Origin of the sequence: Paenibacillus sp. DMB20 (assembly GCF_000987955.1) — a bacterium.
In the GTDB taxonomy this organism is placed as follows: domain Bacteria; phylum Bacillota; class Bacilli; order Paenibacillales; family Paenibacillaceae; genus Paenibacillus_AQ.
Map to the genome: position 1 here is coordinate 108,204 of NZ_LAZU01000021.1, position 20,372 is coordinate 128,575.

At 49.6% G+C, this 20,372-nt stretch carries 14 protein-coding genes and 4 pseudogenes; all 18 read left to right on the forward strand.

Features of this window, described 5'->3' with window-relative positions:
• Positions 1 to 62 precede the first annotated feature (62 nt).
• The 18 genes and pseudogenes from XI25_RS31155 to XI25_RS07970 all read left to right on the forward strand — a co-directional run bounded on the left by XI25_RS31155 (position 63) and on the right by XI25_RS07970 (position 20,321).
• On the forward strand, positions 63 to 3,089 hold the full coding sequence (locus XI25_RS31155; protein WP_052759506.1) for a DUF4430 domain-containing protein: 3,027 nt from the start codon (positions 63 to 65) through the stop codon (positions 3,087 to 3,089).
• Entirely contained in the window at positions 3,053 to 4,306 is a 1,254-nt protein-coding gene (locus XI25_RS31160) for an S-layer homology domain-containing protein (protein WP_052759507.1), read from the forward strand. Before XI25_RS31155 ends, XI25_RS31160 begins: the two co-directional genes overlap by 37 nt.
• Before the next feature lie 136 nt (positions 4,307 to 4,442).
• Positions 4,443 to 5,444, forward strand: a complete 1,002-nt coding sequence (locus XI25_RS31165) for a DUF4430 domain-containing protein (protein ID WP_235439788.1) — start codon at positions 4,443 to 4,445, stop codon at positions 5,442 to 5,444.
• Positions 5,445 to 6,332, forward strand: coding sequence for an energy-coupling factor transporter transmembrane component T (locus XI25_RS07900; RefSeq protein WP_046678110.1), 888 nt, complete (start codon positions 5,445 to 5,447; stop codon positions 6,330 to 6,332).
• The gene (locus XI25_RS07905; RefSeq protein ID WP_046678111.1) at positions 6,305 to 7,978 is read left to right on the forward strand and encodes an ABC transporter ATP-binding protein; all 1,674 of its coding nucleotides are present in this window, start codon (positions 6,305 to 6,307) and stop codon (positions 7,976 to 7,978) included. Before XI25_RS07900 ends, XI25_RS07905 begins: the two co-directional genes overlap by 28 nt.
• Positions 7,979 to 8,040: 62 nt before the next feature.
• Positions 8,041 to 8,653: pseudogene (locus tag XI25_RS07910) on the forward strand (ECF transporter S component).
• Positions 8,654 to 8,935: 282 nt separating this feature from the next.
• Positions 8,936 to 9,692 (forward strand): annotated as a pseudogene (locus tag XI25_RS07915) (class I SAM-dependent methyltransferase).
• A 180-nt stretch (positions 9,693 to 9,872) separates the two neighbouring features.
• A complete protein-coding gene (locus tag XI25_RS07920; protein ID WP_152669090.1) occupies positions 9,873 to 10,949 on the forward strand; it encodes a YeeE/YedE family protein in 1,077 nt (358 codons plus the stop codon).
• A 12-nt stretch (positions 10,950 to 10,961) separates the two neighbouring features.
• On the forward strand, positions 10,962 to 11,186 hold the full coding sequence (locus XI25_RS07925) for a sulfurtransferase TusA family protein (protein WP_046678112.1): 225 nt from the start codon (positions 10,962 to 10,964) through the stop codon (positions 11,184 to 11,186).
• Positions 11,187 to 11,451: 265 nt separating this feature from the next.
• Positions 11,452 to 11,964, forward strand: a complete 513-nt coding sequence (locus XI25_RS07930) for a ferritin (RefSeq protein ID WP_046678113.1) — start codon at positions 11,452 to 11,454, stop codon at positions 11,962 to 11,964.
• A gap of 163 nt (positions 11,965 to 12,127) precedes the next feature.
• A pseudogene (locus XI25_RS07935) lies at positions 12,128 to 12,854 on the forward strand (response regulator transcription factor).
• A complete protein-coding gene (locus tag XI25_RS07940) occupies positions 12,844 to 13,932 on the forward strand; it encodes a sensor histidine kinase (protein WP_046678114.1) in 1,089 nt (362 codons plus the stop codon). Before XI25_RS07935 ends, XI25_RS07940 begins: the two are co-directional and overlap by 11 nt.
• Positions 13,933 to 14,164: 232 nt before the next feature.
• Positions 14,165 to 14,971, forward strand: coding sequence for an ABC transporter ATP-binding protein (locus tag XI25_RS07945; protein ID WP_327204741.1), 807 nt, complete (start codon positions 14,165 to 14,167; stop codon positions 14,969 to 14,971).
• Positions 14,972 to 15,279: 308 nt separating this feature from the next.
• Entirely contained in the window at positions 15,280 to 16,590 is a 1,311-nt protein-coding gene (locus tag XI25_RS07950; RefSeq protein WP_152669091.1) for a Tat pathway signal protein, read from the forward strand.
• Between the two features lie 59 nt (positions 16,591 to 16,649).
• Positions 16,650 to 16,877 carry a hypothetical protein gene (locus XI25_RS07955; RefSeq protein WP_046678116.1) on the forward strand — a complete coding sequence of 76 codons (228 nt, stop codon included), beginning with the start codon at positions 16,650 to 16,652 and terminating at the stop codon, positions 16,875 to 16,877.
• Between the two features lie 223 nt (positions 16,878 to 17,100).
• A pseudogene (gene truA, locus XI25_RS07960) lies at positions 17,101 to 17,843 on the forward strand (tRNA pseudouridine(38-40) synthase TruA).
• Positions 17,844 to 18,237: 394 nt separating this feature from the next.
• Positions 18,238 to 19,305 carry a ribosome small subunit-dependent GTPase A gene (gene rsgA, locus XI25_RS07965; RefSeq protein ID WP_052759510.1) on the forward strand — a complete coding sequence of 356 codons (1,068 nt, stop codon included), beginning with the start codon at positions 18,238 to 18,240 and terminating at the stop codon, positions 19,303 to 19,305.
• 32 nt (positions 19,306 to 19,337) lie between these two features.
• On the forward strand, positions 19,338 to 20,321 hold the full coding sequence (locus XI25_RS07970) for a phosphotransferase enzyme family protein (protein ID WP_046678117.1): 984 nt from the start codon (positions 19,338 to 19,340) through the stop codon (positions 20,319 to 20,321).
• The last annotated feature ends 51 nt before the right edge of the window (positions 20,322 to 20,372 follow it).

A 20,372-nucleotide genomic window follows, 5' to 3' on the forward strand; every position in this document is an offset into this window, starting at 1 on the left:
ATCTTTCCATTCGGAAAGATGTTTTTTTATTTCCATTTTTACGATAAGGAGTCTTTGACGTCATGAACAGATTGTTGAAGAAAAGCGTATCTGCGCTGTTAAGTATTGCTTTATTGTTTACCCTGCTGATTCCGCAAGTCGCGAGTGCGGCAAGTGGTCAGAGCAATACACAATTGGACAGCATGATTGAACGTACGGTCAATTATTATAAAGAGAACTACAATAATAACGCCGAATACGCCATTTCATCTTGGTGGGAGTTGGTTGGCCTATGGGGGGCAGGCCAGAATCTACAAGATGGAACATGGAAACTGCCGTCTTGGGAAACGAAACAACCAAGACTTAAACCTGATGCCGTAAATTTAACGGATCATATTCGGTATATTTTCGCACTGCTCGCCATGGGGAAAGACCCGGCTCACGCTTGGGAAACCGATCGAAACCTGTGGGCGGAACTTGCTACCCATCAAAATCAGGAGACGGGCGGCATTGGCGGCGTAAATAAGCATATTTGGGCGATGCTTGCTATGGATGCCGGGGAGAAGCTCGGACGGGATGTAGGCACATGGAATGCGGAGTCCAAGCAAAAAGCGCTCAACTTCCTGCTTAAAGCGCAGTATGAAGATGGCGGCTTTGGTCTGTCTGCATCAGGTGGAAAAGGCACTAGCGATACAGACATGACAGGTATGGCGCTGCTAGCGCTCGGCGAATACAAAGGGCAGAGTGAAGTGGATGCTGCCATTGAACGGGCCAAGCAGGTTTTGAAGGATCGCCAGTTAGAAAATGGCGGTTTTAATGCTCCCGGAACTTGGGGGGCCGGCGACAATTCCAACAGTCTGTCTACATCTGTATCTGGTCTGGTTGCCGTAGGTGAAGACATGATGTCGCCCGCTTGGCAGATGAACGGGAATACCGTCGTTAATGCGTATGCCGGATTCCAATTGGATGACGGCTCGTTTAAATGGAAAGCAACGGATACTGATAAAAACGGGATGTCCACCGAACAGGCGCTTATCGGATTAGTTGATATTCAGCACGGAAAATCGGTATGGAAGCGAATTGCCGAAGGGAGTATTCCACCGGTTAACCCGGGCATGAATGTACAAGTTAGCATTCAAGGCATAGACAATATGATCTATCATCCGAGTTCGATCACGCTGGATGCGAATGGCCAATCCCGGACAGCACTGGATGCGTTGAAACAAGCGTTGGATCAAGCCAATCCGCCAATCAGCTATAACATTACAGGTGATGGAAACCAGGCGTGCCTTACTTCCATTGCGGGACAAAATGAAGGGCAGTTGGGTGGAAGCGACGGTTGGGCTTATAAAGTAAACGGCAGCATTCCTCCTGCAGGCGCGGCAGCCTATGAACTCAAGAACGGCGACGATCTGTATTTCTATTATGATCGCCAGCCTGTGATATCGTCGGCTTCTTCTATTGAACAAGGCGCGGTAAATCCTTCGATCGAAGTGCAGCTTGTCGGGGATACGTTCTCATCCGAGGCGGTACAGCCCGACAGATGGTCCGTAACCTCAGAAGCTGCAGGGCTGAAGTTAAAGTCCGTCTCGCTGCTTACGAATCAACAAGCTGAGCTTGCATTCGAAGGCCGAGCGGCTTCAGGCCAGGTTTCCGTTCGAGCATTGGCAGAAGCGACAACCAGTCAAAAAACAAGCAATGAAATTATTGTAGATATTAATGAAATTCCGGATCCAAACGGTGACCAGACGATCGTCGTCGATGAGAATGAAACCCTTGTGAGCGTCGGATCGGACCAGGATCCGCTGTCTTCAAACAAAGTTACGCTTGTATTTCCAAAAAGCGAGCTGCCGCACGTAACTTCGGCGACAGACAGTACATATTTGGAAATCGAGCCGAACACGAATATCGTTTCGGCATGGGATTCCAAGCTTGAATTGCCGCATCGCTTGAATACGAATGATGCTCTTTTGCATAAGAAGATCAATGACGTGTTGTCCCCTGCTAACAAAGAGATCAAGCAAGTTGATCAGCGCATAAAAGTAGGCGGAGATCAGGATATCCGCTTCAGCCAGCATGTATCCTTAACCCTGAAGGGTCTGGGCCATGCAGATGCCGGATTCATCGACGCAAGCGGGGCATTTAAGCTGATTCCGAAATATGGGGATTCATCGGCACGCAGCGACGAGGTTTACGCCTATGTCCATGACGGCGATCTAATCATTAAGACTGCGCATTTTACCGAGTTTGTTGCCTTTACTACAAAGGCAAAGGAAACGACCGGAGGAGATGACGGTTCCGGCAACGGTAACGGTAACGGCAACAATGGAGGAGGAACCGGATCCGGAGGAGGCAATGGATCGGGCAATGGCGGCGGCGTAATTCCTCCGATTACGAAAACTATTACGCTGTCCGTTGAAAAACGCTCCATCGGCGAAGGAGATATCATCGCACCGATTAGCGTTACTATTCAGGATGGAGATACCGCTTTTACGGCATTGAAAAAAGCTCTTGATCAAAGAGGAATCTCCTTCGATTATATGGGTTCCGGGGCTTCGCTCTATGTCCAAGCGATCAGCGGCCTGGGAGAGTTCGATAAAGGTCCTCTTAGCGGATGGATGTATTCCGTCAACGGCGCCTTCCCGAACTATAGTGCAGGGCTCTATGCTTTGAATCATGGCGATACTCTTCGCTGGCAGTATACGACGAACCTGGGTGAAGATATCGGGGGCGGGATTAACGGCGGTACGCCGGGTAAACCGGGGCAACCGGGAACTCCGGGAACACCAGGAACACCAGGAACACCAGGAACACCAGGGACGACGGGTACAACAGGTACAACGGGTGCAACAGGAGGGGGTACGGTTTCTCCGAAGCAACTCGAAGAGTCTGCCAAACTCCGGAGCCTGATCGACGGCTCCGCTGCATGGATTTTGAACAACCGCAAGTTCTCCGTTCAAGACAACTTTAACGATTGGGACGTGATGGCGCTGGCGCGTTCCGGTAAACAAGTGCCGTCCGTGTACTATACGGTACTGGAAACTTCGTTAAAGAGAAAAAGGGCGAGTTCCGTTTGGTTACGGATTATGAACGCATGGCTATGGCGGTAACGGCCATCGGCAAGGATCCACGCAATATTGCGGGTTATGATTTCCTGGAAAAAATTTATAATCATGAGCGCATGAAAAATCAAGGAACGAATGGGTTGATATTTGCCCTGTTGGCATTGGATGCCGACAAGACCGTAATCCCGAATAATGCGCTCTGGACAAGAGACAAGCTCATTCAGAACCTTCTTGACCAGCAAAATGCCGACGGTGGATTCCCGATCAGCAAAGAGTCGAACGCGGTAAGCGACATCGATATGACCGCCATGGCGCTGCAGGCATTGGCGAAATACCAGGACCGCAAAGAGGTCAAGGCAGCGACAGATAAAGCATTAACCTGGCTGTCGTCGCAGCAGCTTCCGAACGGCGGATTCAAGGCTTGGGGCGTCGAAACGAGCGAGAGCATTTCACAAGTGATCCTTGCCCTGTCCAGTCTTGGAAACAGCTTGGATGATAAACGATTCGTGAAGCAAGACGGCGATTTGTTGAAAGCATTGCGTACGTACCTCAATAAAGACGGGGGCTTCGCTCATGGACGCGGAGAAGCCAGCAATTATATGGCGACGCAGCAAGCATTGTTGGCGCTCAATGCCTATGATCGCATGCTGAACAAGCATAACGGCCTTTACGATATGACGGACGTGAAATCGGCGGGTACCTCGAAACCGGAGACGTCTGCTCATCCATACGCAGATAAAGCTGCCATAGCTGCATGGGCGAAAGAAGCAGTCAACAAAGCAACCGACCTGGGATTGATGCAAGGAACGAGCGGAGAGGCTGCCAAGTTCGAGCCGAAGCGCGAGCTGACTCGTGCCGAATTCGCGGCGTTGATCGTCAGATATGCCGGCTTGAAGCCGAAAGGTACGAGCACGGGATTCAAAGACGTTGACGCCAAGGCATGGTATGCGGGTTATGTTGCCACAGCCAAGGAAAAAGGATTGATTTCAGGTGTTACGGCCCATGAGTTTGCACCAAATCAAGCCATTACGAGACAAGAGATGGCGACCATTCTGGTTCGGCTGAAAGGCCTGCCGAAGAACACATATGCCGCATCAGGTTTGAAAGACCAAAAGCAAGTGTCTGCCTGGGCGCTTCCTTACGTCAAATATGCTTATCAATCAGGACTCATGTCCGGCAATGACGGATACTTTAAACCACAGCAACATGTAACAAGAGAGATGGCCGCGGTGGTCATCGTCAGATTGCACGATATACAATAACGGATTTAGCCCGGAAAGAAGGAGAGCGATCTCCTTCTTTCCCTTTACAACAGAATGGATTATGCAAGGTTTTGAGGTGAGGATATGTCCGATTGGTTAGCATTAATATGGCGTAAAAAAAAACTACTTGCTTGGAGTGTTCGCCGTACTGGCTATTGTGCTTGCTACCGTATGGATTTACAGCGGGAGCGGTGAACCGGCAAAGGATGCGAAACAAGTAGCCTCGTCGGCTGTTTTGGAACGAGAAGCGGCTGGTCAGGAAACGTCCAAGGATCATTCCAAGGATAACTCCAAGGTTACATCCGGGGAATCGGCCGATCCCTCAGCCGGCACAACGGTGACGAAGCCGAAGGAGGCAGCTTCGGAATCGCAGCCGGAGCAGCCTTCTGCTCCATCCGGTCAGAATGAATCAGGGAACGAGAGGGCTTCTGACGAGACGGATAGCGGGACTTCCAAGGCTGAGCAATCAACCGACAAGGATACGAAAGAAACTTCTATTCCCAATGGAAAGAAGTCCGCTAGCGGAGATCATGGTACGGTTACCGAGCGTGCAGGCGGAGAACCGCCGCTTGCGGGTAAAACCAATGAATCTTCCAAAATAGCGACTCCATCAAAGAAGGGAACGAAAGCAACCGATTCTTCCTCGCCCGCAGCGAAGAACAAGGACGCTGCGGCGATGACAGGAAAGCGGGACAGCGGGAAACAAGCAGCGGGCCCCTCTGCCGACAGCACGCCTGCTCCTGAACCGGAAGCTGCGCCATCTTCGTCCACTACCGTGCGCATTACGATCGTGGGCTCTCCCGATGTGGGAACGATTATGAGCACGCGGGAGATTGACATTGGCGATTCAGAAACAGTGCTGGATTTATTGAAAAAAGCGACACGTGCCGCGAAAATCCAAATGGATTTCAGCGGTTCGGGTCTTACCGCTTACGTGAAAGGCATCGATAATTTATACGAATTCGACCGAGGTGCCGGAAGCGGCTGGATGTACAGCGTCAACAATAAATTTCCGAACCGCAGTGCCGGCGTATGGCCGATTCAACCCGGCGACCATATTCAATGGCTGTACACGGAAGATTTGGGTAAGGACATAGGCGCTGGCATAGATAACGGATTATGGGATGGGAAGAGCTAGATGATACATGGATTCTCTACTTTGCATCCCCGATTAGGTTTTGCTTATTTTGCCGTTCTCTTGCTGTCGTGCATGATGTTTAATCATCCGGTGTATTTGGTTATCGCTCTCGTTGGGATCCTTGTGCTGAATCTGTTCCTGGATGGAGGACGAGCGCTCAAGAAGGGAATCAAGGGTTACTTGATCATCGCCGTTGTTATTTTCCTGATGAACCCTCTTTTCTCCAGCCGTGGAGCGACCATCCTGGGGTATATGTTCGACCGGCCGATCACATTGGAATCGATCACGTATGGAGCGTTGTTCGCGTTGTCGTTGTTAAATATTTTGCTGGCGTTCGTGGCATATAATCTCGTCATTACGCCTGAGAAACTGCTGTATCTTTTAACGCCGATTGCGCCGCAAACGGCTTTTGTCATTACGGTAACCCTCCGTTTCGTACCGCTGCTGACCAGGCGCTTGAAGCAAATTATGACAGTCCAGCGAGCGCTCGGCTACTTGCATCCCGGAGCTAATAAGAGGCAACTCATGCGTGAGGGCATGGAGACGCTGCATACGTTAATCACCTGGTCATTGGAAGAGGCACTGCAAACGGCCAGTTCCATGCGGGCACGGGGATACGGTATCGGCAAGAGAACCAGTGCAATATCGTACCGGATGGATCGAAGAGATATCCTTGTATCCTGGATCATGGTTGTGACGGGCGCCAATATAATGATCGGAGGATTGTTCGGCGTGAACAAGTACCAGGTTTATCCTCGGCTGCAGCCGCTGGAATGGTCGCCTCAGCTCTGGCTGCATCTGTTATGCTACTTGATCTTTGTTTTCATCCCGGTCGTTATGAACGGAAAGGAAGAGCTGTTATGGCGCACTATCAGATCGAAAATGTAAGCTTTCAATACCCGGGCTGTCCGGACCCGACGCTCCAAAATATATCCCTTATGATAGAAGAAGGAGAGTTCGTGCTTCTGTGCGGCTCTTCGGGCTCAGGGAAGACAACTTTGCTTCGGCAGTTGAAGCAGGAGATCCGGCCGGAGGGTATCCGAAACGGCAGCATCCTTTATCGGGGATTGCCCCTGGATCAGGTGGATGAGCGAAGCTCGATCGAAGAGATTGGAATGGTGTTTCAAGACCCGGACAATCAGATTGTCATGAACACCGTCTGGCAAGAGCTGACCTTCGCGATGGAAAATCTCGGTTATTCGACGGAGCAAATGCAGCGAAGGGTAGGCGAGCTTGCTCAATTTTTCGGTATGGAAGACTGGCTTCAGCTTCCCGTCCATGAACTGTCGGGCGGGCAGAAGCAGCTCGTCAATCTTGCCTCGGTTATGACGCTGCGACCTAGAGTGCTGCTGCTCGACGAGCCGACGGCTCAGCTCGATCCGATTGCGGCCAAAGAGTTCGTTCAACTGCTGTCCCGCATTAATGAGGAGTTTTCCATCACGATTGTTATCAGCGAGCATCGGATTGAAGAGATCGTGCCGCTTTCCTCCAAGCTTGTCCTGCTCAGGAAAGGACAGACCGCCTATTGCGGATCTCCCGATTCGGTGATGAAACAGATATGGAGCCAGGGGGATTCGTCGTTTATCCCGTATCTTCCGTCGATCAGCCAGCTCTACTTGGAAGTAGGCCAGTCCATAGGGAACCGGGCCATTCCCGTCAGCGTGAAGGAAGGAAGAAAGTGGATTACGGCGAACAGGGATCGCTTGAACGCCAACGAGGGAGCTGAGCCTGTTACACGAGGGAATGCGGAACAACAACCCGAACCGCTGCTCACATGCAAGGAGCTCTATTTCACTTACGCTAAGCATGCTCCGCTTGTCTTGAAACGTCTGTCATTGTCGATTCATAGAGGTGAATTTTTCGCCCTGTTCGGCGGCAATGGGTCGGGGAAGTCCACGCTGCTTGAGCAAATCGCGGGCGCGCTTGCACCGCAAAGAGGGGATATCCTGTATGCAGGCAAGTCCCTGCTTAAAGGTTCCGCTCGCGACAGGAGCTTGAAGATCGGGTACGTCGCGCAAAATCCGATGCTTTACTTTACAAGAGATACCGTACGGGAACAATTGGAAGATCGGCTCAAACGTCTGGGCGAGCACGGCAGCAGAGCAAGACTGAACGAGCTGGTAACCAGCTTTGAAATGGAAGAGATCATGGACAAGCACCCTTTCGATATAAGCGGAGGCCAACAGCAGAAGGTTGCGCTCATTCTGGTGCTGCTGGCATCGCCGGAACTGCTGCTGCTCGATGAGCCGACGAAGGGATTGGATCCGATGTCCAAGCAAAAATTGGCTGAATTGCTGAAAATGATCCGCGAATCGGGAACAACGATTTTGATGGTCAGTCACGATATTGAGTTCGCGGCCTCCCATGCGACCCGATGCGGATTGTTGTTCGACGGGGCCATGGTTGCCGTGGAAGAGACGCGATCCTTTTTGCGGAACAATTATTTCTACACGACGGCCATTCATCGAACGGTAGGAGACATTTTGCCGGCAGCGATCACGGTGAAGGATGTATGGAAACAATGGGAAAAATGAAACGAGTGCTCTACTTCGGCAGTTTAGCGGCAGCCATTGCCGTGCTTGCGGTTGTGTTATGGATGGATAAGTACTATATGCCCTTAAGCTTTCTGATGATTGGACTCGCGATGCTTCCCTTCTTCATTCGTTTTGAACGGAAGACGATGAAGACGGAGGAAATCCTGATCATTGCCATGCTTGGCGCAATTGCAGCCGTGAGCCGCGTGCCGTTTGCGCCGCTGCCGAGCGTGCAGCCAACCTCTTTCGTTATCATTATGTCAGCTCTTGTATTCGGGCCTGAGGTCGGGTTTCTGGTAGGGAGCATCGCTGCGGTCGTATCCAATATTTTTCTTGGTCAAGGTCCGTGGACGCCATGGCAAATGTTCTGCTGGGGCATGATCGGTTTCACGGCCGGATTGCTGAGAAATACGCGGTTCATGAAGAGTTTATGGGGCAAAAATATTTTCGGGTTTACGTGGGGATTCCTGTTCGGCTGGATTATGAATTTATGGTTCTTGATTGACTTGTATGATCATCTAAACTGGAAAATTTTTTGTGTCCGCTTATGTGGCGAGTTTCTATTTCGATCTGGCCCATGCCCTGTCGAATGTATTTTTCCTCACTTTGTTCTCGGCGATATGGTTGAAAATATTATTGAGGGTCAAATCGAAATACGGTTTGCTGCATGTTTAGCGGCCTGAAACCGTCGGATATGCAATGCTTGCTTCGGTGCGGCCGGGTGGACCGATTCCCGGTTATGGGATTGGAATAGTTAAGAAAGAAGGGTGCCTTAAAGGTACTCTTTTTTTTCGCGGAAGATAAAAAAAACATTGATTCCGTCCATGACCAGGAAGGCTTATATTGGATTCGTTTTGGATTTTTATGTAATATAGTATTTAGATAAAATGAAACTTGATTCCATCTGATAAAACAACGGTGTTGTCGGATTAACTTTCACAATGGAGAGTGATTGGCATGGACAGTAAGGAACGATTTTCGAGTCGAGTAGACGCATATGTGAAGTATCGACCCAGCTATCCGGAGGAAGCGATTTCGTACTTGTATGGAAGCGTCGGGTTCCGGCCGGGCATGGAGATTGCGGATATCGGGGCAGGAACGGGGATATTCTCGAAGCTGCTGCTGGCTCATGGGAGCCGCGTGATTGCGGTTGAACCGAACGAGGCTATGCGGCAAGCGGCAGAGAAGGCTCTAGGAAGCGATCCGAACTTCCGTGCGATCCCGGGTGCGGCCGAGGCAACCGGTTTGCCCAATGATTCTGTCGATCACATCGTATGTGCGCAAGCTTTTCACTGGTTCGACCGCGCTGCCGCACGGATGGAATTCCGGCGAATCGTGAAGCCGGGCGGCAAGGTTGTATTAATCTGGAACTCGCGCATGCTTCAGGGCACCCCATTTCTGGAGGAGTATGAACAGCTTCTGCTGAGGTATGGCACGGACTATGAGAAGCTTCGACATAAAAAATATTTCGCAGGAAGCGCTTGCTTCCTTCTTCAAACCCGGTGAATTGCAAGTGGCTAGGTTCAAGCTCAGTCAGTTGTTCAATGAGGAAGAGCTCGGTGGAAGACTGCTGTCATCCTCGTACGCGCCCGAGCCCGGTCATCCGAATTATGAACCCATGATGGCGGAACTTCATCGTATATTCGATCGCAATCAACAGGATGGGGCAGTGTCCCTGGATTACGAGACGGAAATCTATTGGGGAGAAGTGTAAGGACGTTAGGACAGAACCGCATATCCGAATTGGGCAAAGCGAGAGGGAAGACCCAGAGAGGGGAGGCCCTCTCTTTTTTTGTTGGTTATATTTGATATTGACTCTGCGATAAAATATGTTACAATCATTATCACGATAATTCCTACTGTATTACTTGGTATAGATGGAGGAGGACAGAGTATGGTACAAATGATCATTACAGGCTTGCTATGCGGCGGTTTGCTGGGCTTCGTCATGCAGCGCGGGCGGTTCTGCCTGACGGGCGGCTTTCGGGATATGTATCTGGCGAAGGACAATCGGATGTTCTATGCGCTGCTCATTGCCATCACGGTTCAAAGTATCGGCGTATTTGCACTCATCCAGTTTGGGCTGATTGAGTTCAAAGCCGGATCGTTCCAATGGCTGGCCACGATCGCGGGATCCTTCATATTCGGCATCGGGATTATACTCGCCGGGGGCTGCGCGACAGGAACATGGTATCGCGCGGGGGAAGGCTTGATTGGCAGCTGGATTGCCTTGTTCGGATATATGGGGATGAGTGCCATTATGAAGTCAGGGGCGCTCCTGCCGGTTAACAACAGTCTGAAGCCATATGCGCTGCCGTCGAATTCCATTCCGGCTACCTTCGGGCTATCCGTATGGCCCTTTATTGCGATTCTTTCAGTCATTACGGTCTGGCTTGCCGTCAAGCAGCTGCGTAAATCGACGGTTGCGATTCCAACGATGCCTCCGAAGCGGAGAGGACTCAGCCACCTTTTGTTCGAGAAGCGCTGGCATCCGTTCTTCACGGCGGCTCTTGTCGGGGGGATTGCCCTTATCGCCTGGCCGTTAAGCGAGGCAACGGGGCGAATGTCCGGCCTCGGCATCACGACGCCGTCTGCGAATGTGCTTCAGTATCTCGTGACTGGAGATAGCAGCAAATATATCAATTGGGGCGTATTTCTCGTACTGGGCATCTTTGCGGGATCCTTCCTCGCAGCGAAAGGGAGCCGCGAATTCCGCTTTCGTGCGCCTGATGCAAAGACGGCGGTATCCAGCTTCAGCGGCGGCCTTCTCATGGGCTTTGGTGCCAGCTGGGCAGGAGGCTGCTCGATCGGCAACGGTCTTGTCATGACGGCCATGATGACTTGGCAGGGGTGGGTATCGCTTGTCTTTATGATTTTGGGCACATGGACGGCTTCATACTTCGTATATGTAAGGCCGCGCGCCAAAGCGAAAAGAAAGCAGGCTGCAGCCTATCAGGCACAAACCGCATAGGAGGAATTTGATATGAAAACCAAATTAGCAGTGCTCGGCATGGTGTGTCCATTTCCGTTAATCGAGGCGAAGGAGGCAATCCAGACGCTGAACAGCGGCGATGAACTTGTCATCGACTTTGATTGCACGCAAGCTACGGAGAGCATTCCGCGTTGGGCGGCCGAAGCCGGACATACGATTACGCATTTCGAGCAAATCGATGATGCATCTTGGACAATTACGGTGCGTAAAAATTAACAAAAGCGATAATCTGAACCGTCTTTCCCATGTTCATCGATGGGGAGGCGGTTCTTTTTGTGCTGCTACCAAAATACGGATTGAAACCTCGGGCTTGCCCCTTTACACCCATGTCCAATTCCGACATACTGAGAATAGAAGGAAGCAAGCTGTGCAAGATAAAAGATACCGTTATAGTCGGTGCGGCAAAGCCGCTTCGGCGGTGAGCTTGTACAGGCGGTATGTGCTTGCCTTTCATTTAGACAAGTTAAGGGAGAGTGATCCGATGTTAAGTGAGAAGCTGCTCGCGAAGTTGAACGATCAAATGAATTACGAATTTTATTCTTCCCAGGTGTACCTGGCTATGGCGGCCTATTGTTCATCGGAGAGCTTTGACGGGTTTGCGAACTTTTTCATCGCGCAATCGGAAGAAGAGAAGTACCACGGCATGAGAATTTTTCATTTTATCAACGCCTTGGGCAAACGCGCCATCGTCAGCGGCATGGAACATCCTCAGAATGAATACAGCTCATTGCTTGACGCTTTCGAGCATTCCTTCGAGCATGAGAAGACGGTGACCAAGCGAATTTATGAATTGTCCGATATCGCCTGGGATGAGCGGGAGCATGCGACGATCAACTTCCTCAAGTGGTTCATTGATGAGCAAGTAGAGGAAGAAGCCACCTTCGACGGCATCATTCAGAAGCTGCGCCGCATCGATAATGACAGCAACGCCTTTTATATGCTCGATTCCGAGCTCGGCAAGCGCACGTTCACGCCACCGGCCGGCGAAGCTTAAAGCTTAATCAACCATCAAGAAGCTGTTTTCCCCGAACATGTATCAGGGAGAGCGGCTTCTTTTGCTTTGTGAGGAAGACGGTATATTCAGCAGGAAGGATATGGTACCGACTTCACGAAATATAGAAATGTTGGATACTACAAATTTAAAGGCAGTGGTAGGAATGCGTAACGAGTTTATTTTGTTGGTTGATGATGAAAAAGGGATTTTAACGATGCTGGAGACGCTTTTGAAAAAAGAGGGTTATCATCGGATCGTTACGGCGACAACGGGAAGGGAGGCCTTGGATTGGGTGGCAACCGCTTCGTTCGATCTGGCTGTGCTTGACGTGATGCTCCCGGATATGGATGGGTTCGAGCTGTGTCAACAGATCCGTAAGTTTACGTCCATTCCGATCTTATTTCTGACCGCCCGTTCCGGTGATTTGGATAAATTGACGGGTCTTGGAATCGGCGGGGACGACTATATCACGAAGCCGTTTTACCCTTTGGAAGTGGTGGCGAGAATTCAGGCTCAATTGCGTAGGCAGCAGCTGTACAAGTCTTCCGCTCAACTGAAGCCGCATTTTTTTTGATTTCGGCAGATTTGCGGTTAATAAAAGCGCCGGTCAACTGACCGTGAATGGGGCTGAGATCCCTTGTCCGGCCAAAGAATTCGAATTGCTGCTTTTTTTATGCGAGCATCCCAATCAGGTGTTCACCGCTCTTCAACTGTATGAGAAAGTATGGGGGACGGCTCTTTTCGGTGATGAAAAAACCGTCGTGATTCATATTTCCCGACTTCGAAAAAAGTTGGAAGCCGATCCGGCCAATCCGAAAATCATTGTAAATTTACGCGGCATCGGATATAAATTCATTCCGCCGCGGAAGGAAACGGACCATGAAGCCTAATTATCGTCTTATCATTCGACTCGCCGTCCATATCCTGATCAGTTTGGTGCTCCTGTGCTTGATTGCAAGCGCGGGGTTGGTTGCTTTGACGGAATGGATCTTGCCTGAAGAAGGGGAAGCGCAGGATCTGGCGGTATTGATCGGCTTGTTCGTCGTTTTTGCCTCGTTTGTAGCGGTGTACGGTTGGTTTATAGGGAAACCGCTCTTATATATAATGGGTTGGATGAGTCGACTGGCCACCGGAATCTATGCGGACCCGGACAATCATCGGAAGTTATACGCCCGCAAAGGCAAGAAATTAAAAAGACCGTATCGCTTATATGAAGAGATGATTGTCCAATTGCAAATGTTATCCGACGCTTTGGAGACAAGCCAGAAGGAAAGAAGGCGTCTGAATGAAATGAAGAAGGAGTGGATCGCCGGCATATCTCACGATTTAAAAACCCCCCTCACTTATATTAAAGGTTATTCCTCGATGCTGCTTTCCCCTCAACATGACTGGACAACGGAAGAAAAAACGGCATTCCTCACGGAAATTCAGCTGAAGGCGAACCATATGCAGGATCTGATCCGTGATTTGAATATATCCTTCCGCCTGGATGAACAGCAGATTCCTTTGCAATTGGAACGACATGATCTCGTTGAATTGGTGCGGCGAATCGTGGTCGATGTGGCCAATGATCCTCGCGCCGCCGGTTACAATCTATCCTTCGACGCCGAAACATCGCATATCGAAACGTTGCTTGACGTTAAACTGCTTCAGCGTGCGCTGCACAACCTGCTGCTTAACGCGATTCTGCATAATCCTTCAGGCACAAACGTCCATATTCATATAACGCAATCCCCCCATTTGCAAATTGTGATGACGGATGACGGGGTGGGGATCGACGAGGAGGCGATAGAGCGACTGTTCCATAAATATTACCGCGGAACCGCTACGGATATATTGTCGGAGGGGACCGGGCTTGGCATGGCGATCGCGAAACAGTTCATTTTGGCGCATGGGGGCAACATCCACGTGACCAGCCGAATCAACGAAGGCACGGCGATCGCCGTGATCCTGCCGCAGCATGTTTAGGATATATTTAGTTTTCCGTTTACCTCCTGTTTACTTTCATGCCCTACAATGTTCCTTGCGGTCAGCATGAACCGGCAGCAATAAGTCGGCGGCTGGGCGATAGGAAGGATGTTCTCAAGGCAACCGACCTGGGCATGTATTTATAGGAATTGGGGGAAGAGCATGCTGCTGAATATTCAACAAATATGCAAACAGTACAAAAAAAGACACGTGGGCGCTGCGGGACATCGACTTGCCATTGAAGCCCGGCATCGTAGGGCTGCTTGGACCGAACGGCGCTGGCAAATCCACGCTCATGAAGATTTTGGCGACAGTTTCGCAGCCAACCTCCGGAACGGTTACCTGGAACGGGACTGATATTCGAAAGAATCCCGATGAACTGCGCCGAACGCTCGGATATTTACCTCAAGACTTCGGTATGTTTCCGAATTTGAATCCTGTCGAGTTACTAGAATACGTGGCAGCATTGAAAGGACTGGTGGGCCGTCAGGTCAGGACTCGTATCTTGGACATTCTGGAGCTGCTGAATCTGCATCAAACGCTCAAGCGTTCAATCGGCAGCTTGTCCGGAGGAATGCGTCAGCGGATCGGCATTGCGCAGGCGCTGATCAATGACCCTCAGCTGCTTATCATCGATGAGCCGACTGTCGGGCTGGACCCGGAGGAGCGGGTGCGTTTTCGCAGCTTATTGACCGATTTGTCCGGCGAAAGGATCATCATTTTTTCGACGCATATCGTATCGGATATTGAAGCGACGGCGGATCAGATTGCCATTTTGTCCAAAGGGCAACTGCTAATGAAGTCGGATCCCCAAAAACTCTTGCAGCATGCGCGGGGGAAAGTATGGTCGGTCACCATCCCGGATCAAGAGCTGCAAGATGCCCGAACCAAATGGACAATCAGTGCTGCCATCCGGCGAGAGGACGGACTGCAGCTTCGCATCGTATCGGACGAACCGCCTCTTCTGCAAGCGATCGAAGTTTCCCCCAGTCTTGAAGATGCTTACTTGTACGTCAGGACTGTCCTGGAGGGAGCATAACATGAACGTCCGCACGATTTACCACATAGCACGTGCTGATCTTCTCGCAAGGATCAGGCAATATGCATTTTTGGTTATTTTGGGAATAGCCATGCTGGCCGCTTATTTTTTTCGTTCCCCCTGCAGAGGGCGGTTATGTCACGCTGCATCTGGACGGGTACCGGGGGATTTATAACTCCGCCTGGGTAGGCGGATCGGTTGCCCTTTCCACCACCCTGCTCATGGCATTGTTCGGGTTTTATTTAGTTAAGAATAGTATCGAGCGGGACAGAAAAACGGGCGTCGGGCCAATCATTGCATCGACCTCTGTGAAAAAGCTGCACTACGTGATGGGAAAATCATTCAGCAACTTTGCTGTCCTGTCCATTATTGTAGTTGTCGTTATGGGGATGGCCATCATCATGCAATGGATTCGGGGCGAGGTTATGCAGGTCCAACTGTGGCCCCTGCTGTCTCCATTTCTATTCCTGACGCTTCCGATCCTGTCTGTCGTCTCAGCACTGGCCGTGCTGTTTGAAACAAGGAGGGCCTTGCAGGGCGTGCTGGGCAATGTCATTTACTTCATCCTGTTCCTTATCTTCTGCACCGGTTCGAGCTACATCGCATTTGGAACGAACGTCATTACATCGGATATGGTCAATGAGCTTGCCTCAACCAAGCCGTACTTTTCCGGTTCGTATGGAATCGGAGTTCTTATTCCTGAACAACCGATCGAGCTATTCGTATGGCAAGGCGTGGAATGGACCGGATCGCTTCTGTTACAGCAGTTATCGCTTTTCCTGTTTGCCTGTCTGTTGGTCCTTGCGGCTGCCTTGTTGTTCCCCGGTTTTCAGGAAGCGTTGGAAGGAAAGAAGCGGGAGAAAAAATCCGCGGAGACATTGCCCAGCGCGGAGACGGGCGAGGATCCGGGTCGCACTGAAGTTGATGTGGAGGAGATGCAGGAGCGGACAGCCTCCCGATCCCGCGTTGCCGATCTCCCTCCAGTAACCGTGCGGATGACCTTCCGGCCATTGCTGCTTGCGGAATGGCGCCTGATGATGAAGAGCGCTTCGTTTGGTTGGTATATCGTCGCCGGCATCCTGGCGGTGCTTTGTCTTGCGATGCCCTCTACCGTCTCATCCCAATGGATGATATGGCCTGCAACCTGGATATGGCCGCTGATGCTCTGGTCCGGAATCGGGAATCGGGAAACGCGCTTCCAGACACAGTTTCTTGTCGCTTCAAGTCCGCATTTTCTTATCCGCCAGTTATCGGCCGTCTGGGTTGCCGGGATCTTGCTGACCTGCGCCACAGGATCCGGTATGCTCTTACGATTGATTCTTGAAGGTGATATGGAACGGCTGGCCTATTGGATCTCCGCCGCCATCTTAATTCCGAGTTTGGCTCTTGCCTCAGGTGTGCTTACAAAGACAAATCGCACCTTCGAGGTGTTTTACATGATCATCTGGTATTTGGGGCCGTTAAACAAGATGCCTGTTTTTGATTTCATGGGAACAAGATCAATCGAAGGAATGGGACTAAATGCTTGGGCAATGTGTTCCATTTATATCGTAATAAGCATTGCATTCTTGTTCCTCGCTTATGTGTCGAGAAGCCGCCAAGCACGATCTTCCTGGTGACGGCAGGATGCTGAATGAATTGAATGACCATGAGTCATAGTGGGAATGGAGGATACTAAATGCTAAAATCTTTTGGAAGAACGATGATGACTTTTGGTTTCATCGGATTAGGCGTGGGGGTGCTACTATTCATCCTTACGCAGGTAGGAGTAGAGATTCCGGTTGTTATCGGTACAACCTCTTATGAAGGCATGGCTGCTTCTCTCTTTTTGCTGATTGGTTCGCCGATCGTGCTGCTCGTCATCGGTTTGATCGTTTCGCTGTTCAACTTGGGCGGCAAAAAATAAATGAGTCCACGTGTCCCAATGTATCAAAACTGATCTAAGCTCAAGCGGCGACAACGCTTGGGCTTTTTTAGATATAAAAAAGTATAAGCTTCGAAAGACGCGACTTCCTTACATCGCAAGGACCGATGAACCTCCCGATAGGAACCATCTGCGATATTTTGTGTGAAAACCGCGTTTTTATCGTAAAATACGATTATGAATATGAAGGAAAAAGGAGCAGGTCATGCACAATTATAAATTAACCATTCAATATGACGGCGGCCGCTATAAGGGCTGGCAGCGTCTTGGAAATAGCGAAAATACGATTCAAGGCAAAATCGAAAAGGCCATATCGGTACTGGTGGGACAACCCGTCGAGATCATTGGGTCTAGCCGAACGGATGCGGGGGTCCATGCCCTGGCCCAAGTGGCCAATTTCAAGATCGGCGAACCCTTGCCCGAATCCAAAATCAAAAATTTTCTCAATCATTATCTCCCGCCGGATATCAGCATTACGGAAGTTGCGGCCGTGGACGAGCGTTTTCACGCCCGTTATCACGCAAAGGATAAAACGTATGTGTACAAGATTTGGAACGAAACGCACAGCCATCCCTTCATGAGAAACTACAGCATGCATGTCCAGAAAAAAACTGGATATCGGGCGAATGAAAGAAGCATGCGGATATTTTGTGGGCGAACACGATTTTGCGGTTTATTCCAATGCCAAGTCCAAGAAAAAGGATACGGTACGCCATATTTATAATTTGGATGTGGAAGAGACCGAAGGCTTTATCCAGTTCCGGGTATGCGGCAGCGGATTTCTGTATAACATGGTCCGCAAGATGGTCGGTACGCTGATCGAGATCGGGTTAGGCGAAAAAAGAACCGGAAGACATTCCGGCCATCCTTCGCTCCAAAGAGCGGCTGCAAACCGGCGGCATGGCGGATGCGTGCGGACTTTATTTGGAAAAGATCAATTTTAATTAATCTCCCAGACGTCTTTTCTTTCGCGGATGGGCTTTATGGATAATGAAGATATTCTTTGGGAAAATTCAACTATAATTATTTTGGGATTTGTATCTACTAGGAAATAGAGAGTAAAATGGAATTATCTTTCTTTGAAGGGAGTGAGCGGCATGAAACGCCGGACTAGTACGCTAAACGTTGATATTAAGGTGGTCCTTAACTGAATATGGCGGCAGACGGACAGGTCTGCCACTCTTTAGGGATATAACTGCTCAGCTTTCCTTTAAAAAAAGAGGGTTTATTTGTGTATGCTTTTTTCACCTTTTACCCCTCCAAATAAGGATTAAGTAGACCGCAGACGTAGCCTGCGGTCTTTTTTGCGCGCAAAAATGGCTTAATGGAGGTAGATATAGCAATGAGATCTTTGCATTCCATAGGCTGGGATTCATTCTTTCTTGAACAGATGGAACGATCTAAACATAAAAATCACATCCCGGCAAAGGTTGTATCGCAGTATAACAATCTGTACCACCTTGTTTCGGAACAAGGCGATTTCGCGGCGAAGGTAACAGGAAAATTTCGATTTAATGCAAAACATCTTGGAGATTATCCCGTAGTTGGAGATTTTGTGCTGATGGAACACATCAAGGAGTCTGACCACGCCTTGGTTCATGAGGTTCTGCCCAGAAAAAATTATTTCTCCAGAAAAGCCCCGATATCCGGGGGGAGAAAGATGAAGAACGGCGTGATTGAAGGCGGTATTACCGAGGAGCAGGTAATCGTATCCAACCTTGATACCGTATTTATTGTGTGTGGGTTGGACGGGAATTTTAACGTATCGAGAATTGAACGATATTTGACCCTTGCCAGGCATCAAAAGCTGGAAACCGTTATTCTGCTAAACAAAATAGACTTGTGCGACAACACCGAAGCGTATTTGGCTCAAGTCAATGATATCGCTGGAGATTCACTGGTTTATCCAATAAGTGCCGCCAACAATATGGGGCTTGATCCGATTTTGAATTACATGACGGAAGGTAAGACGATTGTATTTCTCGGGTCGTCGGGCGTAGGGAAATCAACCTTGCTGAATTCCCTACTTGAACAGGAAGTACAGACGACCAATCATACCAGCGATTATTCCGGAAAAGGCAAACATACCACAACCCATAGACAGTTATTTTTTCATCCCTCGGGATGCATGATCGTCGATACGCCGGGGATGAAAGAACTGCAATTGTGGGCAGAGGATGATGATCTGGATTCGGTATTTACGGATATCGCGGATATGGCGGCGCAATGTAAATTCTCGAACTGCACTCACGGTACCGAGCCGGGCTGCGCTATTCGATCAGCTATTGATGGCGGAGTTATATCGCGGGAGCGCTATGAACGCTATCTAACTCAGTTCAAGGAACTAAGCCGGCTGAAGGAAAAGAAAAAGGAATATATCCGGAAGTATAACAAGAGAATCAAATATTGAACGAAATATGATAAAAGAGGAGCTGTTGCTTTGTGTTGAAGTTAAAATATCTTTTTAATAATGAGGACCTGGCGGAAATGATTTTGCAAAATTGGAATTACGATGAAGCCTCGTTGAAGCTGTTTGAGTATTATCGAATCTCATCAAATGCCATTTACCCGTTTCGATATGAGGGTGAGACCCGACTATTGCGATTTGCTCCGAAGACAGAGAAGCTGAAATCAAACATTTTGGCAGAGCTGGATTTTATCGCATACTTACGCGACAACCGCTATGGGGTTTTGGAATCGGCTGCATCCAAGCATGGCGCGGAGCTTGTAGAGGCAGAGACTCCATGGGGGGAGTACTATGCATCGGTATTTAAACGCGTCTCCGGCGTGCAGATCAGCGATACCGACTTTAGCGACGCTATTCTGTTCAGCTATGGAAAAGCTCTGGGAAGGCTCCATCAATTGTCCAGCCAATATACGCCCGGTCGATTCAAAAGATGGTCGCACAGTGATGTTTTGGATTGGATGCAGGAAGTATTAATGGATTTTCCGGAGAAATCGGCGGCATTAAGAGAAGTCAACTTATTACGGGATTATTTCGCTTCGATTCCTAAGTCGCCAAATCATTATGGACTGGTTCACTATGATTTTGAATACGATAATGTGTTCTACGACGATGAATCCAAGTCATGCAACGTCATTGATTTTGATGATGCCATGTACCACTGGTATGCGATGGATATCGAACAAGCGCTTCATAGTTTGCAGGATTGCATTCCGTCTGAAATTTTTAATCAGAAGAAACAATGTTTTATGGACGGGTATGTCACCGAATATGGTATCCCGAGCGATCTGGAGGAGATTTTGCCGGCATGCAGGCGCTTTGCTAATTTATATGGGTATGTTCGGACTCTGAGGTCCATCGCGGAGAAATGGGATCATGAGCCTGAATGGCTGACCGATTTGAGAGAGGAATTGGAAGAGGGGTTAGAGGAAGAATCCATTGATTTCGGCAAGGAACTCTAGTAAAAGGAATGAGAACGCCTCCTGTGAAAGGGAGGCGTTCTTTAAGTTTCA

Coding starts and splice junctions, on each gene's coding strand:
- XI25_RS07920 (WP_152669090.1), top strand. CDS start 9,873: ATGGTACAAATGATCATTACAGGCTTGCTATGCGGCGGTTTGCTGGGC.
- XI25_RS07930 (WP_046678113.1), top strand. CDS start 11,452: ATGTTAAGTGAGAAGCTGCTCGCGAAGTTGAACGATCAAATGAATTAC.
- rsgA (WP_052759510.1), top strand. CDS start 18,238: ATGAGATCTTTGCATTCCATAGGCTGGGATTCATTCTTTCTTGAACAG.
- XI25_RS07925 (WP_046678112.1), top strand. CDS start 10,962: ATGAAAACCAAATTAGCAGTGCTCGGCATGGTGTGTCCATTTCCGTTA.
- XI25_RS31155 (WP_052759506.1), top strand. CDS start 63: ATGAACAGATTGTTGAAGAAAAGCGTATCTGCGCTGTTAAGTATTGCT.
- XI25_RS07905 (WP_046678111.1), top strand. CDS start 6,305: ATGGCGCACTATCAGATCGAAAATGTAAGCTTTCAATACCCGGGCTGT.
- XI25_RS07940 (WP_046678114.1), top strand. CDS start 12,844: ATGAAGCCTAATTATCGTCTTATCATTCGACTCGCCGTCCATATCCTG.
- XI25_RS07900 (WP_046678110.1), top strand. CDS start 5,445: ATGATACATGGATTCTCTACTTTGCATCCCCGATTAGGTTTTGCTTAT.
- XI25_RS07955 (WP_046678116.1), top strand. CDS start 16,650: ATGCTAAAATCTTTTGGAAGAACGATGATGACTTTTGGTTTCATCGGA.